This window comes from Propioniciclava flava (assembly GCF_004126535.1).
Lineage (GTDB): Bacteria > Actinomycetota > Actinomycetes > Propionibacteriales > Propionibacteriaceae > Propioniciclava > Propioniciclava flava.
The window spans coordinates 375,520-402,186 of the sequence record NZ_PPCV01000003.1 but is presented as its reverse complement, the minus strand read 5'-3'; the positions used below and the strand labels follow the sequence as shown (position 1 = coordinate 402,186).

Sequence of the window (26,667 nt, the reverse complement as noted above, 5' to 3'; positions counted from 1 at the left end):
ACGGCCGGCTCGAGCACCTTCGCGGTTCCGCCCTCGGCTTCCGGAACCTCAGCCACTACATCGCCAGATCGCTCCTCGAAGCCGGCGGATTCAGACCGCTCATACACTCTCATTCGCGATGAGCCGCATAACTCGACACCAGCAGGGGCGCCACGCACAGCCCGACCGCCAGGCAGGCCAGGGCGAGCGCTCCGGCGTGCAGCAGCGGCCCACCGGTCAGGAGGGACGCCGCTACCAGCAGGCCACCCGCGAGGGCGAGCAGGATCCCCGCGCCGATCACCCGGTCGGGCAGGGACCAGCGAGCGAGCTTGTGGGTGAGCATCCCCGAGGTGGCGCTTCCGATCCCGACAAAGGCGTAGACGACGCCCGTGAACCCCGGTGCCGTCTCGGCGAGGGAGGCCGTCACCGAGGCCTGGACGGACCCGAACACGAGACCGACGGACGCCGCCACCGCGATCCAGGGAGCCAGCAGGCCCGGACGCGTGAGCCGACGGCCGATGGGAGCCACGCGGGTGTGGTCGCTCGGGTTGAGCAGCGCGAACCCGAGTTGGCCGCACACCAGCAGCACCAGCGTGACGCTGAGGGCCACCACCGGGGAGACGACGGCTGCGAGCGTGGCACCCAGGACGGGCCCCGCCACATAGGAGACCTCGTCGGCGACCGTTTCGTACCCCATCGCGACCTCGACCCGGTGCCGGGCGTCGGCATGCCGCGCGAAGCGCGTCGACCACGCTGCGCGGGCCAGCGGACCAACCTGGGCGTTGGACGCCCCCACGATCGCGGCGAGCGCCAGCGCCACCCCGAGCGGGGCGGTCCAGAAGAAGAGGCTGATGAGCCCGAGGATGCCGAGGGCGCCGGGCACGGTGATGACGACGAGGGTGCGGCGATGCCCGATGCGGTCGGCCAGGGCCCCCACCAGCGGGGCTCCGATGACACCGCCCAGGCTGAGGGCTCCGACCAGCAAGCCTGCGGCGGCGAAGGAACCGGTGAGTACTTGGCCGCTGACCAGCACGGTGAGCGGCAGCATCGCCACGGGCAGCCGCGCCAGGAAGGCCAGCAGCATCCAGGGGGCGCCCGCGGTCTCCACCAGGAGCGCCAGCGGGCGCGTGGCGGTGGAGGGGGCGGTAGGAACGGTGGGTTGGGGTTCAGACGGGTTCATCGACTCTCCGGGCACGCTTCTCGCGGTGCACATCCCCCACCCTGATGCGCGGTTGCCTAACTACCGCGACCAGGATAACCCGGCACCCGCAGGGGCGAAAAGGCGAGTGCTCGCGTTCAGTCGCGCGATTCGGGGCGGCGACGTTCCCCCTGCTCGTCGCCGAACAGCAGTTCGGTCATGATGACGTGGACGCGCTCGACGTCGGGCACGTCCGGCAGCGTGACGGGCGCCTCGGCGGCGGTCGTGAACTGGAGGGTCCCGCAGCCGAGGATCCGATCCAGCAACGACCGGTCGTAGGTGACGTTGTTGATGCGGGTCAGCGGCAGGTCGTGCCCGGTGGTGCGGAAGATTCCGTGCCGGGTGATGACCCGCCGGTCGGTGATCGTGTAGGTCGACGTCAGCCAGCGCAGGTACGGCACGAGCGTCATGACGATGAACAAAATCATCGCGACCGCGAACGTTCCCCAGTCCACCCACGGCCGGAGGCTGGGGATCGTGATCGCGAAGACCACGATCACGGCCACGACCAACGCGATCCCGCACAAGACGGGGACGATGAGTGCCTTGCGATGGGTCCGCAGGTGGAGCACGACCTTCTCGTCGGCGCCGAGGAGTTTGCGAGGCAAGGCCATGTCGCCATGGTCGCACGGCGTCACCCCCCGAGGGCAACAAAGGGGCCGTGGAGAGACACAATCCCTAGGCTGGGGGGATGGAGGCAGCCAGTTACGTCGAGAACATCGCCAACCGCACAACGATGCGGGGCGTCGTCTACGCCATGACGCGCATTCTGACGCTGGCCTGCCTCATCGTCATTCCGGTCATCTTGTGGGCCACCTCGCTGCATCCGGTGGCGATCATCATCAGCGCCGTGCTGGGCGTCGTGGTGATCATCTTGGTGCGCGACACGATCATCGTCGGACGCCAACTCAGGCAGTCCCCGTTGGATCTGGCCTTCGAACCTGCCCCCGACAAGGGGCCGGTGTCTCCCGCGAACGTGCTGGGTGTCGCCGGAGGCGTGGCGGTCTTCGGTGTCGTGCTCCTGATCGTGAGCGCCGCCATGGGCGACCTCAGCCTGGCCCTCACCTGGGGGCTGATCACCCTAGGTTCGGCGGCTGTGCTCGCCTTGATGTCCATTCCGACGTTCGGCGTCCAGGCCCGCAAGTGGCGGATCCTGTCCGAGGCGCTCGCGGCGCACCCTGACCTGATCCCCTACCTGCAAGACGCCCGAGCACGCTTCCCCAGGTCTGCCCCGTTCCCCTTCTCGGCGCCGACGGATCAGGTCATCATTCCCTGATCGTCGCCTCCAGCCGCGCCAGCAGGCGACGCGCACGCTCCTCGCCGCGCAGGGCATCGCGCCACGCTTGCGGCACCTCCTGGACGCCGCCGATCAGCCCCACGACACCGCCGACGACACATGCGGTCGTGTCCGTGTCGTGGCCGAGGGAGATCGCTGCCCGCACCGCCTGCTCGTAGTTGCCCCCGGCGAAGGTGAGCTGGACGGCGGCCCGGAACGTGTCGACCACGTAGCCGCTGCCCCCGAGCGGGACGCCCTCCACAGGAAGCACGTGCGCGTCGAACTCTCGCACCTCGGGGGCGTGCGGCCCCAGCACCTCACGAAAGGCCGCCACCGCGTCGGTGAACCCTTCCCGGGCATCTGCGCCATCGCGCAACCGCCGGACCCACAGGCTGTACACCTGGCAGCAGGCGATCGAGCGGGAGTGTGCGTGCGTCACCCGTGAGGACGCGGCGGCGTCGGCGCACAGGTCGGCGTCCGTGCCGCGATGCCACAGCCCCAAGGGGAGCACCCGCATGAGGGATCCGTTGCCGTTGGACTGCTCGTCCGCGGCCCCCGCTCGCAGCGCCGGAACGCCCTGACGCAGGCGTGTGAGCGCGGCAGCGGTCTGGATGCCTACGTCGAACACGATCCCGTCGACGGCGTACTCGCCGCGATCCAGCCAGGCCAGCAGCCGGCCCCCCAGGTCGTCGGCGTCGAACCGGCCGCGACTCAGCAGCGAGTCGAGCAGGGCGAGCATCTGCGCACCGTCATCGGACCAGGTCCCGGGCCGCACCCCAGCATGGGCGCGAGGAAACCCCGGCGGCGGGGTCATCGCGACCGGCGTCGGCACGGACTCGGGCGGATGGAACTCGTACGGGACACCGAGGGCATCGGCCACCAGGTGACCCCAGATTGCTCCCTCGACGCGCTCGGTCAACGTCGGCATGCCACCACGCTAATGGGTGGCCAGCACCCTCATTCCGGGCATTGCCGCAGGTCGCGCCAGCATCCGGGGTAACCTTAGACGGGTCACGTCATCCACCGAAGCATGCCCGTGACAAGGAGTCCACGTTGCTTGGAGACACACCTCACGCTGCCACGAATGCCTTGATCCATCGCCTCGTCGCCCAGGCTCACCCCCTGGTCGTCTCGCATGGTGGGGTGTCCGTCGGCGTTGTCCCGCCCAACACCTCCATGGCTGTGCGGGGCGCGTTGTTGTCGGGCGCGGACGCCGTCAAGATCGACGTCAGCAGCAGCACCGACCACGTCTTCTACGCCTTCCACGACGGCACCGAACCCGAGTTGCTCGGCGTCGAGGAGAACATTCAGACGCTGCCCGCGGCCACCATCGCCGGGCTGAGCTACCAGCAGCGCAACCGTCCCGGGCATCCGGCGCGTGTGGAACGGCTGGCGTCGGTGCTGAGCGATTTTCGTGGCAAGGACGTCTTGTTCGCGCTGGATCGTTCCTGGTGGCGTTGGCCCACCCTGTTGAAGGTGCTCGACGGTCTGCAGATGACCGAGCAGTGCCTTCTCAAGGTGCCCGCCTGGGAGTTCTCCGCCCTGGGGAAACTGAAAGCGCACAAGGTCAAGTACCCCACGTTGGCGATCTGCTCCACCGAGGAGGAACTCCACGCGCTTCCCCTGCACGACCCGAGCATCAACCTGGTCGGTGTCGAGTTGATCGCCTTGGACGAAGACAGCGCATGGTTCGACCCGGACGTCGTGGACGCGCTGCGAGCCGAATCGCTGCTCATCTGGGTCAACAGCGAGACGCTGACCACCGGCGTCCCCTTGTTCGCGGGCTTCGACGACGAGAAGGCCCTCGCCCACAGCCCTTCTGCGGCGTGGTCGCAACTGCTGGAACTGGGCGTGGACGCCATCCAGACCGAGTACCCGTGGCTGCTGCACGAACTGCGGCGTTTGCGGGCATGAGCATCCCCCTCAGCCCCCGGACGGGCAGCCGACGCGTCGGTCCTGGGTGGGACGCGTGGCGATCCTCGCCGTGGCCGTGCTCGCCGTCGTGTGCCTGCTCGGCGGAGCAGGGCTGATGATCGCCGCGTTCGTGGTGATGGGGACTCCCTGACCCTCCGGCGTCCTAGGCTGGTCGGGTGACCTTCTTGCTTCGTCCGGCGCGCACCCCCGACATCGCGGCGATGCGGTCGCTGATGTCGCCGTTCGTGAACCGCCGCATCCTGCTGGGCAAAGAGACCGTCGCCCTCTACGAGAACGTGCAGGAGTTCGTTGTCGCTGAGGTCGACGGTGAGGTGGTTGGCTGCGGCGCCCTCCACGTCATGTGGGAGGACCTCGGCGAGGTCCGCAGTGTCGCCGTCAGCCCCGACCACGGCGGGCAGGGCATCGGTGCGAAGATCATCGGCGAACTGGAGCGTCGTGCCCGCGACCTCGGCCTGTCACGGCTGTTCTGCCTCACCTTCGAGGTGAACTTCTTCGGGCGCCTCGGGTTCGAGCCGATCGGGGAGCATGTCGTCGCCCCCGACGTGTACGCCCAACTGGTCCGCAGCCCTGACGAGGGCATCGCGGAATTTTTGGATCTCGCGCACGTGAAGCCCAACACCTTGGGCAACACGCGGATGCTGAAACACCTCTAGAGCGCCGCTACCGGCGTCGGACCCGCCCGATCACTGCGGCGATGCCCGCGCTGGTCAGGGCTGCCCCGAGCGAGACGGCGGCCGCCAGGCGGTTGGTGCGCGCCACGTCGGCCGGACGCGGGGGTTCCCCGTAGCCGAGTTCGCCGCGATCCTCGACGACGCCGCCGTACACGTTGCGGCCACCCAGCCGGACGCCGAGCGCACCCGCGAACGCTGACTCGACCACGCCGGCGTTCGGGCTGGGGTGAGCGGGCGCCTGTTCCCGGATCGCGCGCCAGGAACGTGACCGCTCGCCGCCCACGAGGGGCGCGCAGAGCACGGCCAGGCCACCGGCCAGCCGGGCGGGTACCCAGTTGAGCACGTCGTCGAGGCGGGCGGACGCCCACCCGAACTGCCGATAGCGCTCGTTGCGGTAGCCGACCATCGCATCGAGGGTGTTGGCGGCCCGGTAGCCGAGCAGCCCCGGCACCCCGGCGACCGCACCCCACAGGAGGGGGGCGACGACAGCGTCGGAGGTGTTCTCGGCGACTGATTCCACGGTGGCCCGGGCGACTCCATCGGCGTCCAGGACGGACGGGTCGCGGCTCACCAGGTTGCGGACGCGGCTTTGGGCGCGTGGCAGGTCGTCGGCGTCCAGGGCGTCGGCGATCGCCTCGGCTTCGCGGGCCAGCGAGCGCCCCCCGAGCACCGTCCAGGTAGCTGCCGCGGTCAGCAGCATCCGGACGACGGGGCGGCGGCGTCCCAGCACCTCCGCGGACGCGCCAAGCGCGACCGCGCCGCCCACCAGGGTGGCGCTGTAGAGCACCCCGGCGGGGCGGGCGTCGCGGTAGAGGCGTCGCTCCAGGGCAAGGGCCAGCGTCCCAAAGCCGGCGACCGGGTGCCAGCGGCGCGGATCGCCGAGGGCTTGGTCAGCGAACCAACCGAGGAGGATGCCGGTGGCGCGTGCGGCGCTGGCAAGCATGATCAGTGTGCTTCCTTCCTCGGTGGACCCGCTGCCGAGTGTGTCATACTGACGGCCGCAGAGATGAGCTGAGGAACACCGGTGAGCGCATGCGATTCCGGGACGGTCCCGCCACTGTGATCGGGTTTCATCGCCCGAGAGTCAGGAACTCACCCCTCCCTGTTTGGGCTCATGCATTCGGGCGAGGAAACCTGAGGAGGCTCCGGTGGCGCATCACGTCCCGGCGGATCAATCCACCACGATCACTGACCAGACCGCCGACGCGGCGGCGTCCCCGCATCACCGCATGGGAAGCGTCGTGCTGGTCGGCGGCGGCCCCGGGGACCCGGATCTGCTCACCGTCGGCGGTCTGCGGGCTCTGCGTGAGGCCGACGTCGTGCTGTACGACCATCTGGCGCCCCTGTCCTGCCTGGACGAGTGCCGCGACGACGCCGTCTTGATTGACGTCGCGAAGTTCCCCCGCGGCCACCAGACCGGCCAGGACCGCATCAACGAGTTGCTGGTCGAGCACGCGCTGAGCGGGGCAAATGTCGTCCGGTTCAAGGGCGGCGACCCGTTCGTGTTCGGGCGGGGCAGTGAAGAGTGGCTCGCCTGTGCGGAGCAGGGCATCCCGGTGCGGGTCATCCCCGGAGTGTCGTCCTCCATTGCTGGGCCCGAGCTTGCCGGCATCCCGGTCACGCACCGCGGAATCACCCAGCAGTTCACCGTCGTCACGGGCCATGTGGGCCCCGAGCATCCGGCGTCCACCGTCGACTGGGACGCGCTGGCCCACTTCGGGGGCACCATCGTGATCCTCATGGGGGTCAAGGCACTGCCCGGCATCAGCGCCGGGCTCATCGCCCGCGGCATGGATCCGCAGACCCCGGCAGCCGTGGTCGCGAACGCCGGACTGCCCGGTCAGGCGGTGCTGCGCGGGACGCTGAGTTCCCTGCCGGACCAGGCTGCCGCGTCCGGCGTCCAACCTCCCGCGCTGACGATCATCGGCGCCGTCACCGCCCTCGACCTGCCGCTGCCTCCTGCCTGAGCCAAACTGGCTCTGACGTCAAGCGGTCGCGAGCGATCCGAGTTCGTCGGCAGGAACCCCGGTGCAGCCGCGTTCCTCGCACAGCAGCCGGGTCCGCCACCGGAACCATGCGATGGCGACCGGGACGAGCGCCCCGATCCATGCCAGCGGTGCCGCCACCGCGACGCCGACGAACCCGAGCGGGCCCACCAGGAGGAGGCCTGCGGCGGCCCGGAACACCAGTTCCATGAACCCCGCGAGGGTGGGGACCATGCTCGACCCGAGCCCTTGCACCGCGTTCCGCAGGACGAACAGGCTCGCCAGGATCGGGTAGAGGGCGGCGTTGATCACCAGGTATTGGTGAGCCAAGTCGACGACGTGCGGGGCGGCGTCCCCGATGAAGATCTGCACCACGGCGGTACCGAACACGAAGATGAGGCCGCCGAGCAGCAACGCCACTCCCCACGTGAGCAAGGTCACTTGCCACACTCCGGTGCGGATGCGGGCCAGGTGCCCTGCGCCGCGGTTTTGGGCGACGAAGGTCGTCAACGCCATGCCGAAGGACGCCAGCGGTGCGACGGCGATCTGGTCGACCCGCAGGGACGCCGTCGTGGCCGCGACCGCCTCGGCTCCCAGCCCGTTGATCGCGTACTGCAAGACGATCGCGCCAATCGCGATCACCGACATCTGGAACCCCATCGCCATGCCGGATCGCGCCGACTCCCCCAGTTCACCGGGGAGGGCACGCCAGTCGGCGCGCGTCAGCCGCAGGATGGGCATCTTGGTGGCGATGAGCGTCAGGCAGGCGATCACGGAGGTGCACTGCGCGAGGGCTGTCGCGAGCGCGGCACCCCCCACGCCGAGCCCGAACGATCCGATGAACACCATGACCAAGATGACGTTGAGAACGCAGGACACGATGAGGAAGATCAGCGGCGTCCTCGAGTCGCCGAGGGCGCGGATGACGGCCGCAAGGTAGTTGAACGCCATGGTGATCGGTGCCGCCCAGAAGGTGACGCGCAGAAAGGCGGTGGCGTCGGCCATAAGCGCAGCGGGGGTTTGCATGGCGACGAGCATCGGCTCGGCGAAGACGGTCCCGACCGTCGTGATGGCGGCAGCGATGCCAACCGAGATCAGGATGCCGAGCGCGACATGGCGGCGCATCGCCCCCATGTCTCCTGCACCGAAGGCGCGTGCCACCGGGATCCCCAGGCCGGTTGACGCGCCAAAGGTGAAGCCGATCAGCAAGAACACCAGGGATCCGGACGCCCCCACGGCCGCGAGCGCGTCCACGCCGACCATGCGGCCCACGACGGCGGCGTCGGTGAACTGATACACCTGCTGGAACAGGTTGCCGATCAGCAGCGGGAAGGTGAAGGCGACGATCACGCGCAACGGCGGACCTGCGGTCAGGGAACGGGTAGCGGACATCACAGCGGCAGTCTCCGGGGCGCGACAATCACGCCCAATCGGGGTTGGATCGGTGGATCTCGCGGAGGGTGGCGGCAGAAAAGCCAGCGAGCACTTCGACTGTATCTGGCTCGCTTCCCCCGTGCCCTCGGAGTTGTCCCCAGTTGCCTGCTCGCCGTGTGGGCGACAGCGCTGCTGCTTCTTCGGGGGACGCCGCATGTGGGCATCCGCCCGGGTGACGGGTGCAGCATGCGACGCTGGGCGGGTGCCCGTTCGTGATCGTCTCCTCGCTGTGCTCGTTGCCGTCTTGTGGGGTCTCAACTTCATCGCCATCGACCTCGGCATGGCTGACCTGCCGCCGCTGATGTTCGTCGCCATCCGGTTCGTGTTCGTGGTGTTCCCGGCCATCTTCTTCGTCCCGAAGCCGGACGCTGCCTGGCGCACCATCTTGCTGATTGGCGCGTTCATGAGTTTGGGGCAGTTCAGCCTGCTGTACCTCGCGATCTCGCTCGGGATGCCCGCCGGAATGGCGTCGCTGGTGCTCCAGGCCCAGGTGCTGTTCACCGTCCTGCTCGCCTGGGTGGGCCTGCGTGAGCGTCCGCGTAGCGAACAACTGGTCGGCGTCCTCATCGGGACGGTGGGGTTGGCGATCATCGCGGTGGCTCACGGGATGCAGGCCCCCGTGATCCCCCTGTTTGTCACGCTGGCCGCCGCGGCCGCGTGGGCGATCGGCAATGTGCTGGTCCGCCAAGCGAAGGTGGCCTCGGGGCTGTCGATGGTGGTGTGGTCGGGCATCGTGGTGCCGCTGCCCGCACTCGCGTTGAGTCTGGTGCTGGACGGCCCGGCCGCGTTGGCGCGCGGCTTTGCCGGGTTCGGGTGGACGGCCGTGCTGGGCACCGCGTACACGGTGATCGCGGCGTCCCTGATCGGGTACACGATCTTCAACAGCTTGCTGGCCCGGCATCCGGCGACGTCGGTGGTGCCCTACATTTTGCTCGTTCCGGTCGTCGGGATCGCTTCGGCCTGGCTGGTGATGAACGAGGTTCCCTCAGCGGGCGAGTTGATCGGGGCGGCGATCATGCTGGTCGGCGTCGCGGTGGCCGGTGGCAGTTTTGCCTTGCGGTCGCGTTCCCGCGCCAGCACCGACAGCCCCGACGCGACCTGACCGACCCACCCGAGAGACGCTGACGGTCCCCCTCGGGCCTGTCAGAATGGCGTCATGGGTGAGGTGCGCGAAATCTTGACGTGGGAACGATTCGGAGAGGCGACGCGCGAACTCGCGCAGCAGATCGTCGATTCGGGTTACGAGCCGGACGTGATGCTGTCCATCACACGCGGGGGCCTGTTGCCTGCGGGGGCCATCGCCTACGCCTTGGATCAGAAGAACATCCACATCATCAACGTCGAGTTCTACACCGGCGTCGATGAGCGCCTGCCCGCGCCGGTGTTCCTGCCGCCGCTGCCCGCCACGAACTATCTCGATGGCCGCAGCGTCTTGATCATTGACGATGTCGCCGACACCGGCGAGACCCTCCGCTCGGTGCGGAACTTCTGCGACGAGCACGCCAGCGAATCCCGCACGGCGGTCCTGTACGAGAAGCCGCGCTCACTGATCGCCTGTGACTACGTGTGGAAGCGCACCGACGAGTGGATCGCGTTCCCCTGGTCGAGCCTGCCCCCACTGAGGAACACCACCCGCCTCGACAACTGAAGACACCCCTGGAGGGTCTTAGGGCCTGGGCGGCCGATCAGGCACAATGGGGTGAGGCGGCGGCATCGGAAAGGACGAGCCATGAACAACGCAAACTGGGGGGCCGGTTCTCCTCATGGCACCCCGCCCCCGCCGCACGGCTATCCACCCGGCCCGCATGGCTCACCCCAGCCCCATGGCAACCCACCCGGGCCTCAGGGTTATCCACCGGCACCACAGGGTTATCCGTCCGGACCTCAGGGCTACCCACCAGCACCTCATGGCTACGCACCAGCACCTCATGGCTACGCACCCGGGCAGTACGGCTACCCGCCAGCACCACCGCCGGGTAAGAAACCCTCCGGGTGGATGTTGCCTCTATTCATCGGCCTCCCCGTGCTGGCGCTCATCATCGGCGTGAGCGCCTACTTCATCTCGCAGCCACCGACGCCCACCTCGCCAGCGCCAGGCGCATCATCTACGCTCTCACCCCATTCGACACGGGAGCCACTCGCTGACGCGGTGCCCCTCATGGAGACGCTGCCGACCGCCATCGGCGGCTGGGGATACACCCCCGTCAGCGAACGACAGGGCTTCTTCGATCGCCCAAACGACAACTACATTGTGCTGGCAACCAGCGTAGAATCCACCGCGCAGGAGTCAGCCGAGATACTCAGCGACCCCGTCTTCGTGGCAGACAATGCCATCGTCTGCGGCAAAGCCTTCGACGGAATCATGTGCCTTGTTGAAACGCCGCATCACGGCAACATCAACCTCGTTGGCAGCGAGGCAAAGCCAGGCCTCGAAGAACTCCAGAAACTCGCAATCGACCTTCTCACAGCGCTCCGCTAACGCACGCGGACTGGGAGTCATTCATTCCCGTGAGAGGTGAAGTATCGGGTAGGGACGGCCCTGGTCGTCATGAGGGCTGCGTCCGGTGATGACGAATCCTCGGCGGCGGTAGAAGGTCGTCGCCTCGTCGTTGTGCTCGTTGACGTCGACGGCGTCCACACCCGACACCTCCACGACGTGCGCCACGAGAGCGCTCCCCACTCCGCTGCCGCGTGCCAGCGCGTCGACGAACAGCATCTCCATCTTGGACGCCGCCACCCCCACGAACCCGACGGGCGACCCTCCACGCTCAGCAATCACCAGGTCAACGTGGGGAAAGTACTCCGGTATCAGGTGCGCCTCGATCTCGGCACGATCCTCGGCCGCGAGGAAGCCGTGCGTGGCGTCCACGGCGCTGCGCCAGCTCGCCACCAGGCTCGGATACTCCTCCGGGCCCCGGCACGCCCTGATCCGCAGCCGTTCACCACCGCCAGACTTTTCTGCCCTCACCGCAGTCGAACCAGCTTCGTGACGTCATCGACGGGCAGGTTAGGTTCCCGGATGGCCGTCACCCGCATGCCGGTGAAGTCCATCCGGCCCGTGTTGACCGTCATGAACGCGGTGTCGGCGGCGTCGCGGCCCGTCGCGATCCGCACCATCGCCTGACGGGGGGCCAGGTTGGTGGCGTCCACCAGGTACCAGCCATCCTCCAACCGGGCCTCGACGACGGCGTGGAAGTCCATCGGCTCCAAGCCGGGCGCATACACCGACACCAGGCGTGCCGGGACGCCGCGGGCACGCAGGAGGGCGATCACGAGATGGGCGTAGTCGCGACACACACCTTCGCGCTCCACGTAGATCTTCACCGCGCCGTCGGTCGGCCCGCTGGAACCGCTCACATACGTCAGGTGCTGGCCCACCCAGGAACTCACCGCGTCCAGCAGCGCCTTCCCGGCAAGCCCGTCGAACTCGGCCACCGCGACGGAACTGAGCGCGTCCGACTCGGCGTAACGGCTGGGGCGCAGATAGGTGATGCGCTCCAGCGGCTCTGCGGCGTCCTGCGCGGACGGGATCGGCGCAGGACCGTGCCCCGCAGGGACGGAGGCCCGGTAGTCGACCACGAGCGCACCCACCGGAACGTCCCGCAGGACGTGCAGCCGCGTCCCATGCGGGGCGAGGACCTCCTCGACGGCGACCGGGCTACCGTCCACGCTGACGGTGAGGGTTTCCTCCTCGACGCCGTAGGCGACCGCAACGCTCAAGACGATCTCGGCCACCGCGGTGACCTCGGCCTCCAGATGGGAAGAAACGTGAGTGACAGGCTGGGGCATGGGGTCTCTCTGAACGGGGACGAGCGTACGGGGGTGGGGTCATTCCTCGACGCGATGGACGTCGACGCTCACGTTCAGCGAACTCGTCGTCCCATCAGTGAAGATGACCCCCTTCAGCGGGGTGACGTCACGATAGTCCCGACCCCACGCCGTCGTCACGTAGCGTCCATCAGCCACACAATCGTTGGTGGGGTCCAGATCCAGCCAGGTGCCGTCCGGCAACCCCACGGACGCCCACGCGTGCGTCGCGTCCGCGCCGCGCAGCTTCGGACGACCTGGCGGCGGCTGCGTTTCCAGGTAGCCGCTGACGTAGCGGGCGGGCAATCCGACGGCCCGCAGGCAACCGATCGCCAAGTGGGCGAAGTCCTGGCACACGCCCGCTTTCAACTCCAACAACTCAGCCAGGGACGTCGTCACACTTGTGACACCGCTGGAGTAGGTGAAGTCGGTGTAGATGCCGGTGATGAGGCGATCCAGCGCCTCCCCCAAGGGAGCATCCGGGGCAAGCGCATCGAGGGCGCGAGCGTGAACGGGGGCCGTGGGGCGGATCAGCGGTGAGGGCAGCAGGTACGCCGCCCCCAAGGTGGGATCGCCGGGGGGCGGCACGGCGGCCGCCTCGGCGACCGTCCAACGATTCAGGGCAGACAAGTCCGGAGCGATAGCCGTCACGTGCACCAGGCTCGTTTTGGCGACCTCCAGGCGTCGGTGAGGCTGCTGGATCTCCAGGTAGTGGCTCGCGTTGCCGAACAGGTCGGTGTGTTCGCTGAGCAGTCCCGGCTCGGGCGTGACGCGGATCGTGTGTTCGCAGATCCGCTGGGTGGCGGTGTCGCGCGGACGCAGGCACGCCCGCCCGTAGCTGGCCCGCACGTCGGCGCTGTAGTCGTAGGTGGTGATGTGCTCTACCTCGTAGAAGCGAGGCTCGAAGTGCTGCGGATCAAGGGGTTTCACCGGCGCTCCTCGAAACTGTGCGCGGGGGCGCGATGCGGGAAGCACGCCGCCTCCACGCTGCCCGACACTGCCCGCAGTTGCGCCTCCAGGTCGGCGAGGAACACGTCGAGGGCCTCCGGGTCGAGGGCCAAGGCGACGGCGTCGGCCCCCGCAAGCGCCAACGTCGGGACGCGCAGCACTGCCGCCGGATCAGGGGAGGGCGCGTGCCGCAGATCGTCCTGCAGCCGGTCGAGTTGGTAGGCCACCGAGCGCGGGTTCGTCTCGTCCAGCAGCAGCAACTCCAGCGCCACGGCGAGCGGGGAACGCCCACGGCCGCCCTCTGCGCGGCGTCGGCGATACGACAGCAGGCTCTCGCGGGCGCGCAGGGTCGCCTCCCGCACCAGCGCAGCACCCGGGGTGGACGCGGCGGGCAGCGTCCGGCGCAGCACCCGCACCGTCTCTTGGGCGCGCTCGACGCGGCGTCCGGCATCGTGGAACGCCCAACTTGCGTCGCGGACGAGGCCCTCGGCGCTCATGCCGGACAACGCCAGGCACGCTTCGATGACCGCCGCCAGGACGCCTTGCAGATCCTCCTCGTTCGGCTGGGTGGGGATGAGTGTGCGTTGCAGCCGGCTGAGCACCAGCCAGGCGTCCAGCGACAGCAACTCCCGGACGCGGGAGGCCGCCTGGTTGGCGCGTGCCGCCGAGAAGCGGACGCTGCCGCGGCGTCCCGCCTCGAAGACGAGGCGGCGCAGGTGCCCGACGGGATCCTCGCCGCTGGGGAACGCTGCCGTATCCGCTGCGGTGGCGCGTCCGCGATACCGCTGGACGGAGGTGACGGCGTCGATGGCGCCCAGCATGGTGGTCATGGCGGCGTGACCGATGGTGCCGGGACGGGTGAGGTGGTCTTCGACGAGGTCGTCAGCCACCAGCAAGAGTCGCGCCGTCGATTCGGCTCGCTCGACGTAGCGCCCGAACCAGTACAGATCCTCGGCTGCGCGGGGCGGCAACGGGACGGGGCCGACCGTCGCGGCAGGGACCTCGATGCGGTCGCGGTCGCGGTGGCCTTGCGGCACGTCGGGGCGCTCGGCGTCCTCGTCGAGCACCCAGACGTCCTTGGCGATGGCCTCAGCCAGCGCGGGGACGCGGCGCGCTCCCTCTTGTGCGGCGAAGCGCGCCAGCCCGCCGGGCATGACGGTGGATCCGGACGCCCCGGCCAGGGTGAACGTCCGCAGCAAACCCGCTCGGTTACTTCCCGGCGCGGCGCCCACCAGATCAACCTGCCAAGGCGGCAGAACCTCTTGTGCGCTCCATGCCCACGGCTCGGACTCCACCCGCTCCCACAAGGCGGCGCGCTCGTCGCGGGTCAGGTCGGCGGTGAACACGCGTCCCTGTCCCGGCAACGAGGCCAGCGGCGCGACGACGATGTCGTCGAGGTGCGCGGCGGCGTGACGGCGTCCGGTCTCCTCACCGCACCACCAGGTGCGAGCCGAGGGCAGCAACAGATCCTCGTCCAGGAGGGCGCGCGCGATGGCGGGCAGGAACGCTCCCAGGGCCGGGTTTTCCAGGACGCCCGAGCCGACCGGGTTCACCACCGTGACGTTGCCGCGTCGCGTGGCCTCCACCAGGCCCGGAATGCCGGCGCCCGACCCGGCCACCAGATCCAGCGGGTCGGCGCTGCGCGCGTCCACGCGGCGCACGAGGATGTCGATGGGCTCGTCGCGTCCGGTGGTGGTGAGCCATAGCCGCCCGTCACGCAACGCCACATCGTCGGAGACGACCACCGGAAAACCGAGCAGTGTCGCGGCGAACATCTCATCGAAGGCCGACTCGTCCTCGTCGGCCGCCCGCAGCATGACGACACGGGGCGCCTCCGACGCGGACGACCCCAACTCCAGCAGCCCCGAGCGCAACGCGTCGAAGTAGCCGCGCAGGCGTCGCAACGGTGTGGCGCGGTGCACGGGCGCGAGCGCACGGGCGATGACCCGGCGGATCGCCATCGCATACCCGGCCCCCAGCGGACGCTGAGTGCGGTCGGCCAGCACCCGCCACTGCCCGTCGGCGTCCTTGCCGAGGTCGGCGGCCGTCGTCAGGAGCGCACCCCGGGTCGGGATCCCGGACGCCGCCGCGAAGAACCCCGGATGCCCCACGATGATCTGGGGCGGGATCAGGCCCCGTTTGACGAGTTCACGCGGGCCGTACAGGTCTGCCAATACCGCATCCAGGAGGGTGGCCCGCTGGGCGAGTGCCCGCTCCAGCCCCGCCCATTCCTGCGCGTCGATGACCAGGGGGCCAGGATCCACGCGCAACGGCTGCGGGCGTCCCTCGGCGTCGGCACCGGCGACGATGCCGTCCCCCTCGACCATCGCGGCGACGGCAGTAGTGCGCTGAGCGAGGACGGCAGGGGTCAGGCCCGGCACAGCAGGTGTAGCGTTCATCGGCCCCGAGCCTAGAGGGTCGCGCTCGGGTGGAACCGGATCGAAACACGGCGGAAACGACCCGCCAGTAGCTTTCTTCACCATGAGCCCCTGGTTCGACGGTTACCCCCTCCGTCCGGACTCGTTCGACGAAGTGTTCTTCGCGGACGGGACACTCCGCCCCGCCGCCGCGGGTGTTCTCGAAGCCCTCGGCCAGCTCGACCCCGGCGAACTGCACACACGTGTCGAGTTCCTGCGCCGCACCTACGTCGATCAGGGCGTCACGTTCGACCTCGGCGGGCGTGAAACCCCGTTCCCGCTCGACATCGTGCCGCGCATCGTGCAGGCCGCCGAATGGGCGGTCGTCGAGGCGGGCGTCAAGCAGCGCGTGCTGGCGTTGGAGAAGTTCCTCGACGACGTGTACGGCGAGGGACGCGTGTTCACCGACGGGGTGATGCCCCGCAAGGTCGTGACGACCTCCCACCACTTCCACCGGGCAGCGCACGGGTTCAACCCGCCCAACGGGGTCCGCGTCCACGTCGCCGGGGTGGATCTGATCCGTGACCCGCAGGGCGACTTCCGCGTCCTGGAGGACAACGTCCGGGTGCCCTCAGGGGTCTCCTATGTCATCTCGAACCGCCGTGCCCTGTCGGCGGCGCTACCCGAGGTCGCGGCGCTGCACCAGCTCCGTTCGGTGCAGGAGTATCCGCTGCGGCTCCGCGCTGCCCTCACCGCCTGCGCGCCCCGCGGTGTGTCCGACCCGACCGTCGTCGTCCTGACGCCGGGCGTGTTCAACTCGGCCTACTTCGAGCACGCCTTGCTGGCGCGGATGATGGGCTGCGAACTCGTCGAAGGCCGCGACCTGGTCTGCCAGAACGGCTACGTGTCGGTGCGCACCACCCAAGGGTTGCGTCCGGTGCACGTCATCTACCGCCGCGTCGATGACGAGTTCCTCGACCCGGCCACGTTCCGCTCCGATTCGCTCCTGGGCGTCGCCGGGCTGATGAACGCGGCCCGCCGCGGCAACGTCACCATCGCGAACGCTGTCGGCAACGGTGTGGCCGACGACAAACTCGTCTACACCTATGTGCCCGACCTGATCCGCTACTACCTCGGCGAAGAACCGATCATCGCGGGCGTCGACACGTGGCGCCTCGAAGAGGACGCGCACCGCGAAGAGGTGATGGACCGCCTAGACGAACTCGTCGTCAAACCCGTGGACGGTTCGGGCGGCAAGGGCATCGTCATCGGCCCGGCTGCCTCCGCCGAGGAGATCGCCGCCCTGCGGGCCCGAATCGAGGCCGATCCGCGCGGCTGGATCGCGCAGCCCGTCGTGCAACTGTCCACCGTGCCGACGATGATCAATGACCGACTGGTTCCCCGGCACGTGGATTTGCGTCCGTTCGCGGTCAACGATGGCAGCGGCGTGTGGGTGCTGCCCGGCGGGTTGACCCGCGTCGCCCTGCCCGAAGGCGAGTTGATCGTGAACTCCAGCCAGGGCGGCGGCTCGAAGGACACCTGGGTGCTGGCCGACACCTCCGAGCGTCCGCACGAGGAAATCCCGGAGGCGAGCGTCCATCCGGTCGCGATGGCGATGCAGCGACGCGAAGACGTCCGCATTCAGCCGCCGCGCTCCCAGCAGGAACAACAACAGCAAACGGCATCCGAGGGGGGCGCGACATGCTGAGCCGCATCGCGGAGTCGCTGTACTGGATCGGGCGCTATGTGGAGCGCGCCGAAGACACGTCCCGTCTCTTGGAGGTGTACCTCCAGTTGCTCGTGGAGGATCCGTCGGTCGACACCCGTCTCTCGACGGTGACCCTGTTCGCCGTGTTGGGCATGGAACCTCCCGCCGGGCCGGTGAGTTCCCAGGAGGTGCTGCGCACCATCCAAAACCATCCGACGGCAGCCTGCTCGATCCTCGCCTCGCTCGGGGGCGGACGCGAGTCCGCGCGCCGGGCCCGCGAGACCGTCCCCCCGGAAATGTGGGAGAGCCTCAACACCACCTGGAACAGCGTCCGCACCGACGAGTCGCGGCGTCGGCGTCCGTTGGCGGCGTTGGCGTTCGTCCGGGATCGGTGCGTCCTGATCTCAGGTATCGCGGACACGACGATGAGCCACGATGAGGGCTGGCAGTTTCTTCAACTGGGACGCCAACTCGAACGAGTCGACATGATGGCCCGGCTGTTGCTGTGGGTGTCCGCCAACCGGCGCTCCATGAGCGCCTGGAACAACGCGTTGCGCGCCAGCGGCGCCCTCCACGCCTACCGTCGCACCCACGGTGCGGCGACGCTCGGCCACGACGCCGCCGAGTTCCTGCTCTTGGATCGGCTGTTCCCCCGCTCGGTGGTCCACTCGCTGAGCAGGGCCGAGGAGGCGCTGGCGGAGTTGGAGCCCGGATCACGGCGCAGCGGTTTCCCCAGCGAAGGGTTGCGGCTGCTGGGGCGGGCCCGAGCCGAGTTGGAGTATCAAAGCCTGTCGGAGGTTCTCACCGACCTTCCTGATCGGTTGAGGCAGTTGCAGCAGGTGTGTGTCGACGTCGATGCGGCGATCGCGCACCGGTACTTCGTCGGGTCGCTGGCCCCGGTGTGGAGCGGGGGTGCGGCATGACGGCGACGACGCTGCGGGTCGTCCATTCGACCGGCTATCGCTACGACGGGGGTGCAACGTCCTCGTTCAACGAGGTGCGCATGACCCCCCTGTCGGACGGCAACCAAGTCGTGTTGCACACCCGGCTGGATGTGAGCCCGACCGCCTGGACGCACGCCTACACCGACTATTGGGGTACGGCCGTCACCAGCTTTGAGGTGCACGAACTGCACGACCATCTGCGGGTGGTGTCGACCAGCACGGTGGACGTCGACCGCTCCACCGACACTGACCGGTCGGCGTCCTGGGAGACCCTGCGGTCACCACAGTTGCTCAGTGACTTCGCCGAGTTCCTGGAATGCCGCCCCCTGGTGGCCCCTCACCCGGATCTGGCCGCGTCGATCACGGAGGCGTCCGCCCGGGCCGCCACACCAGAGGCGCTGGTGGCGTCTGCGCGGGAGTTGATCGCCGAACGCATCTCGTATGTTCCGGGTGTGACGAGCGTGTCCACGACAGCGCAGGAGGTGTGGAGCAAGGGGGCGGGCGTCTGCCAGGACCTCTCCCACCTCACCATCGGGGCGCTCCGCGTCGCGGGCGTACCCGCACGGTACGTGTCGGGCTACTTGGTGGCCGACAGCGGCCAAGAACTCGATGAGCCCACCACCGGGCAGTCGCACGCGTGGATCGAGTACTGGGCCGGAAGCTGGGTGCCGCTCGACCCGACAAACTCGGGCGTGGTCGGCAACGATCACGTGGTGGTGGGACGCGGCCGCGACTACTCCGATGTCCCGCCGATGCGCGGCATCTTCACCGGCGGTCCCGCCGAGGACATGTATGTCGAGGTTTCCATCACGCGGATGCGCTAGCCGTCCGACGGTGAGCCGGGTTGTGGCGAGCGGGGTTCGGTTCGGTCTTCTAGTCTGAGCGCATGGCGATTTCACGGGACGTGCTCATCGAGATTCTGGCGAAGGCCGACCCGGTCGGGCTGATCGCCACGGGCGCACCCCGGGACGAGTACAGCGCCGAGGCCGACGAGATCCTCGCGCTGCGCGGCGTTCCGCAACTCACCGAGATCACCGGGGTGTTCGCGGTGAGTTTCAGCGATCCGGGCGCCTGCCCCCGCGAGACGGCGCGCTGGATCGTCGAGGAGATGCAACGGCTCGATCCGGCCACCTAAACCCAGGCGGAGGCGGCCGACCGCGGTCGCGTGTACCAGATCAGCCGGGTTGCGTTAAGCCAGCCGTGTGTACAGGTCGGTGCGCAGCGTGGCAGGGTCGGCGTCCGGGGATGGTTCGGTGACGTAGACCTCCCAGAACGGGAACGCGGGCTCGCGACCATCGGCGATCACGGACGCCATCAGCCCGCCCCACGCCTCCCCCAGCGCGTCGTAGGCGCCCACATGGGAGACCGTCGCGACGTCGCCGCCGGGCAGAACTGACGGCTCGATCCGGACGCCGTCAGCGTCGATCGGCTCGGGCAACACCCGGTCGACGGGGACGCCGATCTCGAAGTCGCCGGTCGCGGTCGGCATCCGGTGGTGCAGGGAGAAGGCAGGGCCCACCGGCGTGATCCCTGCGGCGGCCAAGGCCGGGAAGAGCGCCGAGAACCCCCGGTCGAACAGCGTCGACATCTCGTCCAGCGGGTAGTCAACGACCGAAACGACGGCTGTGGGCACCTCGGGGACCTGTACGACCACCATCGCGGCACGCGGTTCGGGGTGGAGAAGGTACAACTCTGACATCGACACTCCTGGGGCTCGCTGTTCGGGGAAAACCTGCCACCTCATGCTACCTGCGCGCCTCAGCGGTAGCCACGGCACGGGATGGCGCCCTCCACCCCAACCTCTAGCCTGGACTCCATGAGCTTGCCCCCTTGGCCCACCGCAGTGTGGCCACGTCACCCATCCGGGCACCCAGAGGATTGTTCCCCGCACTCACCTCGCCTCGTTCCGTGGAGGCGTGCACGCGATGAAGGCACGCACCAGCATCATCATCGAAACCCTGCTTCAACTCAGCCTCACCCTGTCGGGCCTCTACGTGGTGCTCATGTCTGGCCCCGCGGGATCGTTGGTGTGGTGCCTCATTGCTGCGACGTACGTGATATTCCGGCTCGTCCGGCTCCGCGTCCCCGGCAGGGACCGGACCACCACGGCCCGCAGCATCCGCACACGGCTCGCGTTCGCCCTGCTCGCCAGCGCCGTCGGCCTCACAGGCGCCCTCAATGCCGTCATCACCCCCGCTGACTACGGATTCGACGAAGTCGCCGTCCCGATGATCCTGCTCGCCTGGGCGGTACTCCACTTCGGCTACTCCGACGTGTATCGCGACGAGGCGGCGATGGCGCTAGCCCGCGGCGAAACCCCTGCCATCGAGTTCGCCGGGGACGCCACCCCCGAGCCGTCCGACTACGTGTATTTCGCCTTCACCCTCGGCATCTCGTTCGCGACCAGCGACTCCAGCGTCATCACCCCGCACATGCGCCGCATCGTCACCTGGCATGGAGTGCTGAGCTTCCTGTACAACACGGCCATCGTCGGCGTCGCGATCAACCTGATCACCAGCTACTCCTGAGCACCCCAACTACCCTCGCGCCTCCCGGGACTCTGCTGGGAGGCGATATGAGATCGGGCAAACCGTGACTCACCACCAGGAACACACTCGTCAGGTTGCGACGCCCGCAGCCCGCATCTCGGCGACTAGTTGGTGGACGCTCCGCAACACGACGGTGGGTTCGTCATCGAGATCCAGGGTGTGCGCAATGATCCGGACCGCAGTGTTCTGCACCACGTGCTCGCGGTATTCCTCCTCCCCTTCAACCGGGCGAGCATCGGTTGATGGGAAGTTCCCGACATGACAGCACTGACCTCGCGCGAGCAGGTTCGTCACGTCATGGATGGGAGTACTCGTCAGCGCGGGAACGGTCGGCCTCGACATAGCGGCGCGCGGCGGCACCTGTGCTGCGTAACAGGCTCACCCCGCCCTTCATCTCGGCCTCCCTCATGAGTCGTCTCGTGAGGGAGGTGTGCGCCACGGCCTCGCCGTGGCATACGTACAGACGGGAGATCGTGTGATGTCTCAAGACGTAGGTGACAGGGTGAAATCGCTGAAACCTGGTGGTCGTTGCAACGCTCTGATGATCAGGAGCACGAGTGCATACCGGGTCTGGAGCCAGAGAGATTGATCAGTGAATCTTCTTGACTAGGTGTATGTGCATAACTATGCTCATTGTCATGGCTACGAGGAACGTGTACGTGTCGGATGACGATGCCGAGCTGTTCAGTGAGGCGGCAGAGTTGGGCGGCGGCCTCTCGCCAGCAGTCGCAAGTGGGTTGCGGCTATTTGTCGAGGCCAAGCATCGTGAGTCCGCGGGGCTGGCGAGGGTGGAGCTCGACGTCGATGAGGGCGGTGTCACTGTGACGAAGCGGTTCCTCGGGCGCCGGCTCCTGAAGCATCGCCAGCAGTCCGAACAGCACCTCGTGGTTACCGAGATCTTCGAGACGGCTAGGCAGCAGTTCGCCGTTTATGTCCGCAACATTCCGACGTGGACGTTCACCGGGCTGAGATCTGACGGTGCTGGATGGGGCCCCGCCGATTATGAAGCGGTCGTTAGATCGCTCCGGATCTTCCCGACGAGCGAAGACCTCAAAGGGGTTCTAACCACGGAGCAGTGGGCAGCATTCGAAAGAGCATCCGAGGGGCAACTCGTCGAGGATCTGGACATCTGAGAGGCATCGATCATGACAAGAGATACGGACCCCGGTTTGCTGAAGATCTCGCCCCAAGTAAGCGGGGCTACGGAGGCCTACCACTACGGCAAGTACCCCCGGTCAAGATAGGCCTCGTGACGGGTGTAGCGCGGTGTGGTCAACATGAGGGACGACCTTCCGTTGAGGTGGTCGAGGGGTACCCGTATCGCACCTATATCGCACGAGACGAGAACGCCGGTTCGACCTGGTGGATGTTTCCCCTAGTAAAACCGGCATTATGATCGGTGGGCCTAACTGGACTTGAATTAGTGATTTGACCATCTCAGCCTCTTGCAGCCACGGCATGACAGGGCAGGCCAATCAGGCATCCACTAGCACTTTTGCATCTGGCGTGGCTATCATCGGGCTCATGACCGGACGGGCACCAAGGGCCGATCGAGACCGCGAAGATACACGGAAGATACACACCGTTCGTGGAGAACCAAGCTCCCCGGACACGACGAGGAAGCGTCCCGGGCCCGCCAAGGGAGCGCGATACCGATCATTCGGGACTCTACTCCGCACCGGCAACCGGTTCGCCGTCCGTTACAAGGGCCCTGATCGCAAGTACCACACTGCCGGGATGACGTTCTCGAACGAGATCCGCGCCCAAGGATGGTTGGCCCAGGAGCTTGGCCTGATCGAGCGGGGAGAGTGGACGCCTCCCGCCGATCGACGCAGGCAGGTCGAAGTCGCGTCGACCACGTTCGACGAGTTCGCCCGCGAATGGATCGACAACCGCCTGGTCAAGGGACGCCCCCTCAAGGACCGCACCCGCGAGCACTACCTCGACATCCACGAACGCTGGTTCGCCCCGCTCCATGATCGGACGTTGTCGTCCATCACCCATCAGGACATCAACGCCTGGTATCGCACCCTCCCCGACGCCCCGACCATGCGCTCACACGCCTACTCCTTGCTCAAGTCGATCTTCCGCACCGCCGTCGCCCGCCGACTGGTAACAGAGTCCCCCGTCTCCGTCGAAGGAGCCACCGCCCGCGCCACCCCCAAGGACATCACCCTGCTCACCATCGCCCAGATCGAGGACCTCGCCCAAGCGATGCCCCCACGCCACAGGCTCCTGGTGCTCCTGGCTGCGTGGTGCGGTCTCCGGTTCGGCGAACTCACCGGCCTCCGCCGCCGCGACCTCGACCTCACCGAAGGAACCATCACCGTCCGGCAAGCAGCCGTGACTGTGTCAGGGCAGCGACTCATCACCACCCCCAAGTCGGTGGCCGGACGCCGGACCGTCTACCTGCCACCCCACCTGATCGATGACGTCCACCAGCACCTCGCCACCTTCACCGCGTCGGACGCCGACGCACTCGTCTTCCCCGGAAACGAGGGTCTCCCCCTCACCCCTGGGCAGGTCTATGGCCACGCCCCCCGCTTCAACAAGCGCACCGGCAAGCAGACCCACCCCGGCAATGGGTTCCACAAGGCCCGGCACCAAATCGGACGCCCCGACTTCCGCTTCCACGACCTCCGGCACTTCGCCGCCACCATGGCGGCGATCTCCGGGGCTACCACCAAGGAGCTCATGCAGTTCGCCGGCCACAGCGACATCCACGTCGCCATGCGCTACCAAGAAGCCGTCAACGACCGGAAGAAGGACCTCGCCAAGCGCATGACCATGCTCGCCCATCCTCTCGACGACGCCTGAGGCCCGCCGTGCCCGTCCGCCCCAACGCGAAGTGCGCGCCCCCATGGGGACGCGCACTCCAGGGATCCAGATCCGTGGACGGTCACCGCCCTCGGCACTCGTTCGCGGGCACGAACAGGGCCTCCACATCGGACGCCTTGAGCCGCAGCACCTTGCCTCCCACCACGTAGCACGGCAGCTTCCCCGCCGCAGTCAGCCGCTTCAGCGACCGCACCGACAGCGTGGACAGCTCGGCCGCCTCAGGGTAGGACAACCACTTCGACGTGCGATCGCACGTCGGCTGCTTGGTGGGCTTCCTCGAACGAGTCATCGTCAGGGCGGTCATGTCATCTCCTCGGTGATTGACGGACGCTGGTGTGGTCCTTCGCCCTCCAGAAGTGACCAAGAAGGCCCTCCACGGACACTCCGAACGAAATCCGTACCATTCAGCAACACGGGGTCGGCTTGGTGGTCCTCGTGGGATTCCGCGACCCGCGCCGCACTGTGGGCGTCCATCCCAGTTCAGCGACGCGACAACAGCATCGGGGCTTCAGTGGGCAGGATGGGGGTAAGTCTTTCCAGGAGGCACCGTGACAGCTCATGCAGGCAACGACGCCGAGAAGCAGCGGATCTACACGCTCGCGTCCCAATGGTTTGTGGAGACCCTGCCCGAGGGCGGTTCCATCCTGACCCCGGGTAAGCGAATCTGGACCCTCGAGAACCTTGAGGAGCTGGATGAGAAGTTCGTCCAACGCCCCGACCTGAGGGCGGGTCTCACTTTCCTGCAGAAGCTGCAGGAGCAACTGAGCGATGCGTCCCCTGACGCCGTTCAGCTCATGGCTGAGCTCCACGTGGTCTTCTTCTGGTGGATCTGGGAAGGGGCCATCTCCGGGAAGAAGAAGATCTCCGACCTCAACGCGATCCTGTCCTGGCACCCCGACCGGCCCGCTCTGCCTGCTGAAGTGGCGGCGTCCATGAGCCCGGGCTTCGCGCACCCCGGCCAGTGGGCCAACACGCGCCGCGACGTCCAGCTCACGACGCTGATCACGCTCATCTCGGCCTTCCTGCGGGAACCCCCCGAGAAGATCGCCGAGCTGCAGAACGACCCGCTGGCACTGCGAGACTTCTGGGCCGCCTCACCGACACCGTCGGGGGACGCCGCCCGGTGGGGTCTGCTGCATGAGCTCTACCCAGACGTGTTCGAGTCGACGGTCTCTCCAACGCACAAGCGACTGATCATCGATCGCTTCGCCCAAGAGGGCGACGACACCTCGGACCCGGACCGCGCACTCATGGCCATCCGGCGACGGCTCTCGGCGACCTGGGGTGCGGGCTACAGCTACTACGACGCCACCAGCGACCCGCTGCACTGGCTGTGGGCTGCGCCTCAGAAGCAATGGAACGCGTTCCTCTCCTGGGCGCGCCGACTGTGGGAGACCACCGAGTTGGACTTCGACCGGCATGAGCGAAGCTACAAGCTCGAGGTCGCCGGGAAGCTCAGCGAAGCCCGCAGTGCAGCCTCGAACAGTCCGGATTGGCCTGATCTGGTCAGAGCCGGGCTCAACCATAGGAGCAACAACCTCACCAGCACCTTCAACCGCCTGCCCCTCAACGACTGGGTCCGTGAGAATCCCGCCGACGGCGCTCACGCGCTGCACACACTCTGGGCCGATGCGCGTCCCGAGAATGTCGCACCTGCTGTCGATGCCTTCGGGCGGCTGATCGCACCGTCGGGACGGACGACGCCGGGCGCGATCCTGAGCCTCGCATCGACGCTCCTCCTTGCCAAGGATGAGAAGCAGTTCCCCCCGGTCACCATAGGAACCGCACGTGCCATGTGGCGCTTGACTGGCTGGGGAGAGGCGCCGCCGGACTCCACCCCGGGGCACCTGCTCCACCGCGCGTACCTGCTGTTCGACGAGGTCCTGCGCGACGCTCCGACTTGGGAGAACCCGCCCCGCGACCGGCTCGACGTCCAAGGGCTCCTGTGGACCCTCGTCCGCCTCAGAGGGAAGCCGGAGACGTGGTCCGACGCCGAGTGGAACGACCTGCTCGCCTTCAGGGGAGCGGTGCCGTTCGAAGAGGGCGAAGAACCACCCGAACCAGAGGAGATTCCGACCACGGAGGTGGACTACCTCGGCGACGCCGCCACGCAATTGAGCCTCGATCGGTCCTTCCTCGAGGAGATCGCGGCCCTCCTGGACGACAAGGGGCAGGTTGTCTTCTACGGCCCGCCTGGCACGGGCAAGACCTTCGTCGCGAAGCGCTTGGCCACGGCACTGGCCGAAGGCGAAGCCGAGCGGACAACCATCGTCCAGTTCCACCCCGCCAGCACCTACGAGGACTTCTTCGAGGGGCTCCGACCCACTCTCGCCAGCGGTCAGGTGCACTACGAGCTTCGCCCGGGACCCCTGGCCAGGATCGCGGAGGCAGCCCGCGTCGATCCGGATCACACCTACGTCCTGGTGATCGACGAGCTCAACCGAGCGAACGTGCCCAAGGTGATGGGTGAACTGCTGTTCCTGCTGGAGTACCGGGACGCGAAGGTCGCAACTCTGTACCGACCTGAGGGCTTCCAGCTGCCACGAAACCTGTTCTTCATAGCGACCATGAACACGGCCGACAGATCAGTGGCCCTGGTGGATGCCGCCCTGCGTCGACGCTTCCACTTCATCCCCTTCTTCCCGCACCTCGGCGCCATGAAGGGTCTCCTGCGCCGCTGGCTTCACCGCTACGGCCGCGCTACCGTCGTCGCGGATCTGCTAGACGCAGTCAATGCTGAGCTGCGAACCGAGATCGGCGACCACTTGGTGATCGGACCCAGCCACTTCATGAAGGAGGACCTGTCCGAAGAGGCGTTGGAACGCATCTGGACCTACAACATCCACCCGACCCTGGAGGAGTTGTTGTGGGGCCGCACCCAGGAGCTCGCACGGTGGAGCTGGCCTGCGGTACGCGTCCGCTACCAATCCCAGCTGAACCTGGGTGCCGCACCTCGGGACGAGGAACCAGAAGGCGAGTCACCTGACGCCAACACGCAAAGCGGCGCGAGCGCACCCAACGGAGAACTGCCCTGAACG

Annotated in this window: 27 protein-coding genes; 15 read left to right on the top strand and 12 right to left on the bottom strand. The window is 67.8% G+C overall.

Features of this window, described 5'->3' with window-relative positions; all coding sequences use genetic code 11:
- Nucleotides 1–109 precede the first annotated feature (109 nt).
- Nucleotides 110–1,159 carry an MFS transporter gene (locus C1706_RS06505; protein WP_164987461.1) on the bottom strand — a complete coding sequence of 350 codons (1,050 nt, stop codon included), beginning with the start codon at nt 1,157–1,159 and terminating at the stop codon, nt 110–112.
- A gap of 116 nt (nt 1,160–1,275) precedes the next feature.
- A complete protein-coding gene (locus tag C1706_RS06500; protein WP_129458395.1) occupies nt 1,276–1,791 on the bottom strand; it encodes a PH domain-containing protein in 516 nt (171 codons plus the stop codon).
- A 77-nt stretch (nt 1,792–1,868) separates the two neighbouring features.
- Here C1706_RS06500 and C1706_RS06495 point away from each other — a divergent pair, with 77 nt between their 5' ends.
- A complete protein-coding gene (locus C1706_RS06495; protein ID WP_129458394.1) occupies nt 1,869–2,453 on the top strand; it encodes a hypothetical protein in 585 nt (194 codons plus the stop codon).
- On the opposite strand, the gene C1706_RS06490 is transcribed toward C1706_RS06495, so the two are convergent.
- Nucleotides 2,443–3,381 carry an ADP-ribosylglycohydrolase family protein gene (locus C1706_RS06490; RefSeq protein ID WP_129458393.1) on the bottom strand — a complete coding sequence of 313 codons (939 nt, stop codon included), beginning with the start codon at nt 3,379–3,381 and terminating at the stop codon, nt 2,443–2,445. The genes C1706_RS06495 and C1706_RS06490 overlap by 11 nt on opposite strands.
- Before the next feature lie 125 nt (nt 3,382–3,506).
- On the opposite strand from C1706_RS06490, the gene C1706_RS06485 reads away from it, so the two are divergent.
- Both C1706_RS06485 and C1706_RS06480 read left to right on the top strand, forming a co-directional pair.
- Entirely contained in the window at nt 3,507–4,367 is an 861-nt protein-coding gene (locus C1706_RS06485) for a glycerophosphodiester phosphodiesterase family protein (protein WP_129458392.1), read from the top strand.
- 176 nt (nt 4,368–4,543) lie between these two features.
- Nucleotides 4,544–5,041 (top strand): amino-acid N-acetyltransferase, encoded by a 498-nt coding sequence (locus C1706_RS06480; RefSeq protein WP_241653459.1) that lies wholly within the window; start codon nt 4,544–4,546, stop codon nt 5,039–5,041.
- Between the two features lie 7 nt (nt 5,042–5,048).
- Here the strand turns inward: C1706_RS06480 and C1706_RS06475 are convergent, their stop codons facing one another.
- Nucleotides 5,049–6,002: a cobalamin biosynthesis protein gene (locus tag C1706_RS06475; RefSeq protein WP_129458391.1), complete on the bottom strand. Its 954-nt coding sequence runs from the start codon at nt 6,000–6,002 to the stop codon at nt 5,049–5,051.
- Nucleotides 6,003–6,288: 286 nt separating this feature from the next.
- On the opposite strand from C1706_RS06475, the gene cobA reads away from it, so the two are divergent.
- Nucleotides 6,289–7,026, top strand: a complete 738-nt coding sequence (gene cobA / locus C1706_RS06470) for a uroporphyrinogen-III C-methyltransferase (protein ID WP_129458428.1) — start codon at nt 6,289–6,291, stop codon at nt 7,024–7,026.
- An 18-nt stretch (nt 7,027–7,044) separates the two neighbouring features.
- Here the strand turns inward: cobA and C1706_RS06465 are convergent, their stop codons facing one another.
- Nucleotides 7,045–8,436 (bottom strand): MATE family efflux transporter, encoded by a 1,392-nt coding sequence (locus C1706_RS06465; protein WP_129458429.1) that lies wholly within the window; start codon nt 8,434–8,436, stop codon nt 7,045–7,047.
- Between the two features lie 244 nt (nt 8,437–8,680).
- On the opposite strand from C1706_RS06465, the gene C1706_RS06460 reads away from it, so the two are divergent.
- The 3 genes from C1706_RS06460 (at nt 8,681) to C1706_RS06450 (ending at nt 10,957) form a co-directional block, all read left to right on the top strand.
- Complete coding sequence (locus tag C1706_RS06460) at nt 8,681–9,580, top strand: EamA family transporter (protein ID WP_129458390.1); 900 nt, start codon at nt 8,681–8,683, stop codon at nt 9,578–9,580.
- A 54-nt stretch (nt 9,581–9,634) separates the two neighbouring features.
- Nucleotides 9,635–10,126, top strand: a complete 492-nt coding sequence (locus tag C1706_RS06455) for a phosphoribosyltransferase (protein WP_129458389.1) — start codon at nt 9,635–9,637, stop codon at nt 10,124–10,126.
- A 510-nt stretch (nt 10,127–10,636) separates the two neighbouring features.
- Nucleotides 10,637–10,957, top strand: coding sequence for a hypothetical protein (locus tag C1706_RS06450; protein ID WP_129458388.1), 321 nt, complete (start codon nt 10,637–10,639; stop codon nt 10,955–10,957).
- A gap of 21 nt (nt 10,958–10,978) precedes the next feature.
- Here C1706_RS06450 and C1706_RS06445 read toward each other — a convergent pair whose 3' ends face one another.
- Genes C1706_RS06445 through C1706_RS06430 form a run of 4 tightly spaced genes read right to left on the bottom strand, consistent with a single transcriptional unit; the run spans nt 10,979 to nt 15,632 of the window.
- Nucleotides 10,979–11,446 (bottom strand): acetyltransferase, encoded by a 468-nt coding sequence (locus C1706_RS06445; protein WP_206661007.1) that lies wholly within the window; start codon nt 11,444–11,446, stop codon nt 10,979–10,981.
- Entirely contained in the window at nt 11,443–12,267 is an 825-nt protein-coding gene (locus C1706_RS06440) for a transglutaminase-like domain-containing protein (protein ID WP_129458387.1), read from the bottom strand. Before C1706_RS06440 ends, C1706_RS06445 begins: the two co-directional genes overlap by 4 nt.
- A 39-nt stretch (nt 12,268–12,306) precedes the next feature.
- Nucleotides 12,307–13,215: a transglutaminase family protein gene (locus tag C1706_RS06435; RefSeq protein WP_129458386.1), complete on the bottom strand. Its 909-nt coding sequence runs from the start codon at nt 13,213–13,215 to the stop codon at nt 12,307–12,309.
- Entirely contained in the window at nt 13,212–15,632 is a 2,421-nt protein-coding gene (locus C1706_RS06430; RefSeq protein WP_164987460.1) for a circularly permuted type 2 ATP-grasp protein, read from the bottom strand. The genes C1706_RS06435 and C1706_RS06430 overlap by 4 nt, the downstream gene beginning before the upstream one ends.
- Before the next feature lie 82 nt (nt 15,633–15,714).
- Between C1706_RS06430 and C1706_RS06425 the strand changes: the two genes are divergently transcribed.
- The 4 genes from C1706_RS06425 (at nt 15,715) to C1706_RS06410 (ending at nt 19,377) form a co-directional block, all read left to right on the top strand.
- Nucleotides 15,715–17,298, top strand: a complete 1,584-nt coding sequence (locus C1706_RS06425; protein ID WP_129458384.1) for a circularly permuted type 2 ATP-grasp protein — start codon at nt 15,715–15,717, stop codon at nt 17,296–17,298.
- Entirely contained in the window at nt 17,292–18,221 is a 930-nt protein-coding gene (locus C1706_RS06420) for an alpha-E domain-containing protein (protein WP_129458383.1), read from the top strand. The genes C1706_RS06425 and C1706_RS06420 overlap by 7 nt, the downstream gene beginning before the upstream one ends.
- Nucleotides 18,218–19,066: a transglutaminase family protein gene (locus tag C1706_RS06415; RefSeq protein WP_129458382.1), complete on the top strand. Its 849-nt coding sequence runs from the start codon at nt 18,218–18,220 to the stop codon at nt 19,064–19,066. The genes C1706_RS06420 and C1706_RS06415 overlap by 4 nt, the downstream gene beginning before the upstream one ends.
- 62 nt (nt 19,067–19,128) lie before the next feature.
- The gene (locus tag C1706_RS06410) at nt 19,129–19,377 is read left to right on the top strand and encodes a hypothetical protein (protein WP_129458381.1); all 249 of its coding nucleotides are present in this window, start codon (nt 19,129–19,131) and stop codon (nt 19,375–19,377) included.
- A 54-nt stretch (nt 19,378–19,431) separates the two neighbouring features.
- On the opposite strand, the gene C1706_RS06405 is transcribed toward C1706_RS06410, so the two are convergent.
- Entirely contained in the window at nt 19,432–19,941 is a 510-nt protein-coding gene (locus C1706_RS06405) for a GyrI-like domain-containing protein (protein WP_129458380.1), read from the bottom strand.
- Nucleotides 19,942–20,167: 226 nt separating this feature from the next.
- Here C1706_RS06405 and C1706_RS06400 point away from each other — a divergent pair, with 226 nt between their 5' ends.
- Nucleotides 20,168–20,770 carry a DUF1345 domain-containing protein gene (locus C1706_RS06400; protein ID WP_129458379.1) on the top strand — a complete coding sequence of 201 codons (603 nt, stop codon included), beginning with the start codon at nt 20,168–20,170 and terminating at the stop codon, nt 20,768–20,770.
- 90 nt (nt 20,771–20,860) lie between these two features.
- Here the strand turns inward: C1706_RS06400 and C1706_RS06395 are convergent, their stop codons facing one another.
- Complete coding sequence (locus C1706_RS06395) at nt 20,861–21,085, bottom strand: hypothetical protein (RefSeq protein ID WP_129458378.1); 225 nt, start codon at nt 21,083–21,085, stop codon at nt 20,861–20,863.
- Nucleotides 21,086–21,429: 344 nt separating this feature from the next.
- Here C1706_RS06395 and C1706_RS06390 point away from each other — a divergent pair, with 344 nt between their 5' ends.
- Both C1706_RS06390 and C1706_RS06385 read left to right on the top strand, forming a co-directional pair.
- The gene (locus C1706_RS06390) at nt 21,430–21,924 is read left to right on the top strand and encodes an EXLDI protein (RefSeq protein ID WP_164987459.1); all 495 of its coding nucleotides are present in this window, start codon (nt 21,430–21,432) and stop codon (nt 21,922–21,924) included.
- 325 nt (nt 21,925–22,249) lie between these two features.
- Entirely contained in the window at nt 22,250–23,608 is a 1,359-nt protein-coding gene (locus tag C1706_RS06385) for a tyrosine-type recombinase/integrase (RefSeq protein WP_489687007.1), read from the top strand.
- Nucleotides 23,609–23,690: 82 nt separating this feature from the next.
- Here C1706_RS06385 and C1706_RS06380 read toward each other — a convergent pair whose 3' ends face one another.
- On the bottom strand, nt 23,691–23,933 hold the full coding sequence (locus tag C1706_RS06380) for a helix-turn-helix domain-containing protein (RefSeq protein ID WP_129458375.1): 243 nt from the start codon (nt 23,931–23,933) through the stop codon (nt 23,691–23,693).
- 244 nt (nt 23,934–24,177) lie between these two features.
- Here C1706_RS06380 and C1706_RS06375 point away from each other — a divergent pair, with 244 nt between their 5' ends.
- Complete coding sequence (locus C1706_RS06375; RefSeq protein ID WP_129458374.1) at nt 24,178–26,664, top strand: McrB family protein; 2,487 nt, start codon at nt 24,178–24,180, stop codon at nt 26,662–26,664.
- Nucleotides 26,665–26,667 lie beyond the last annotated feature (3 nt).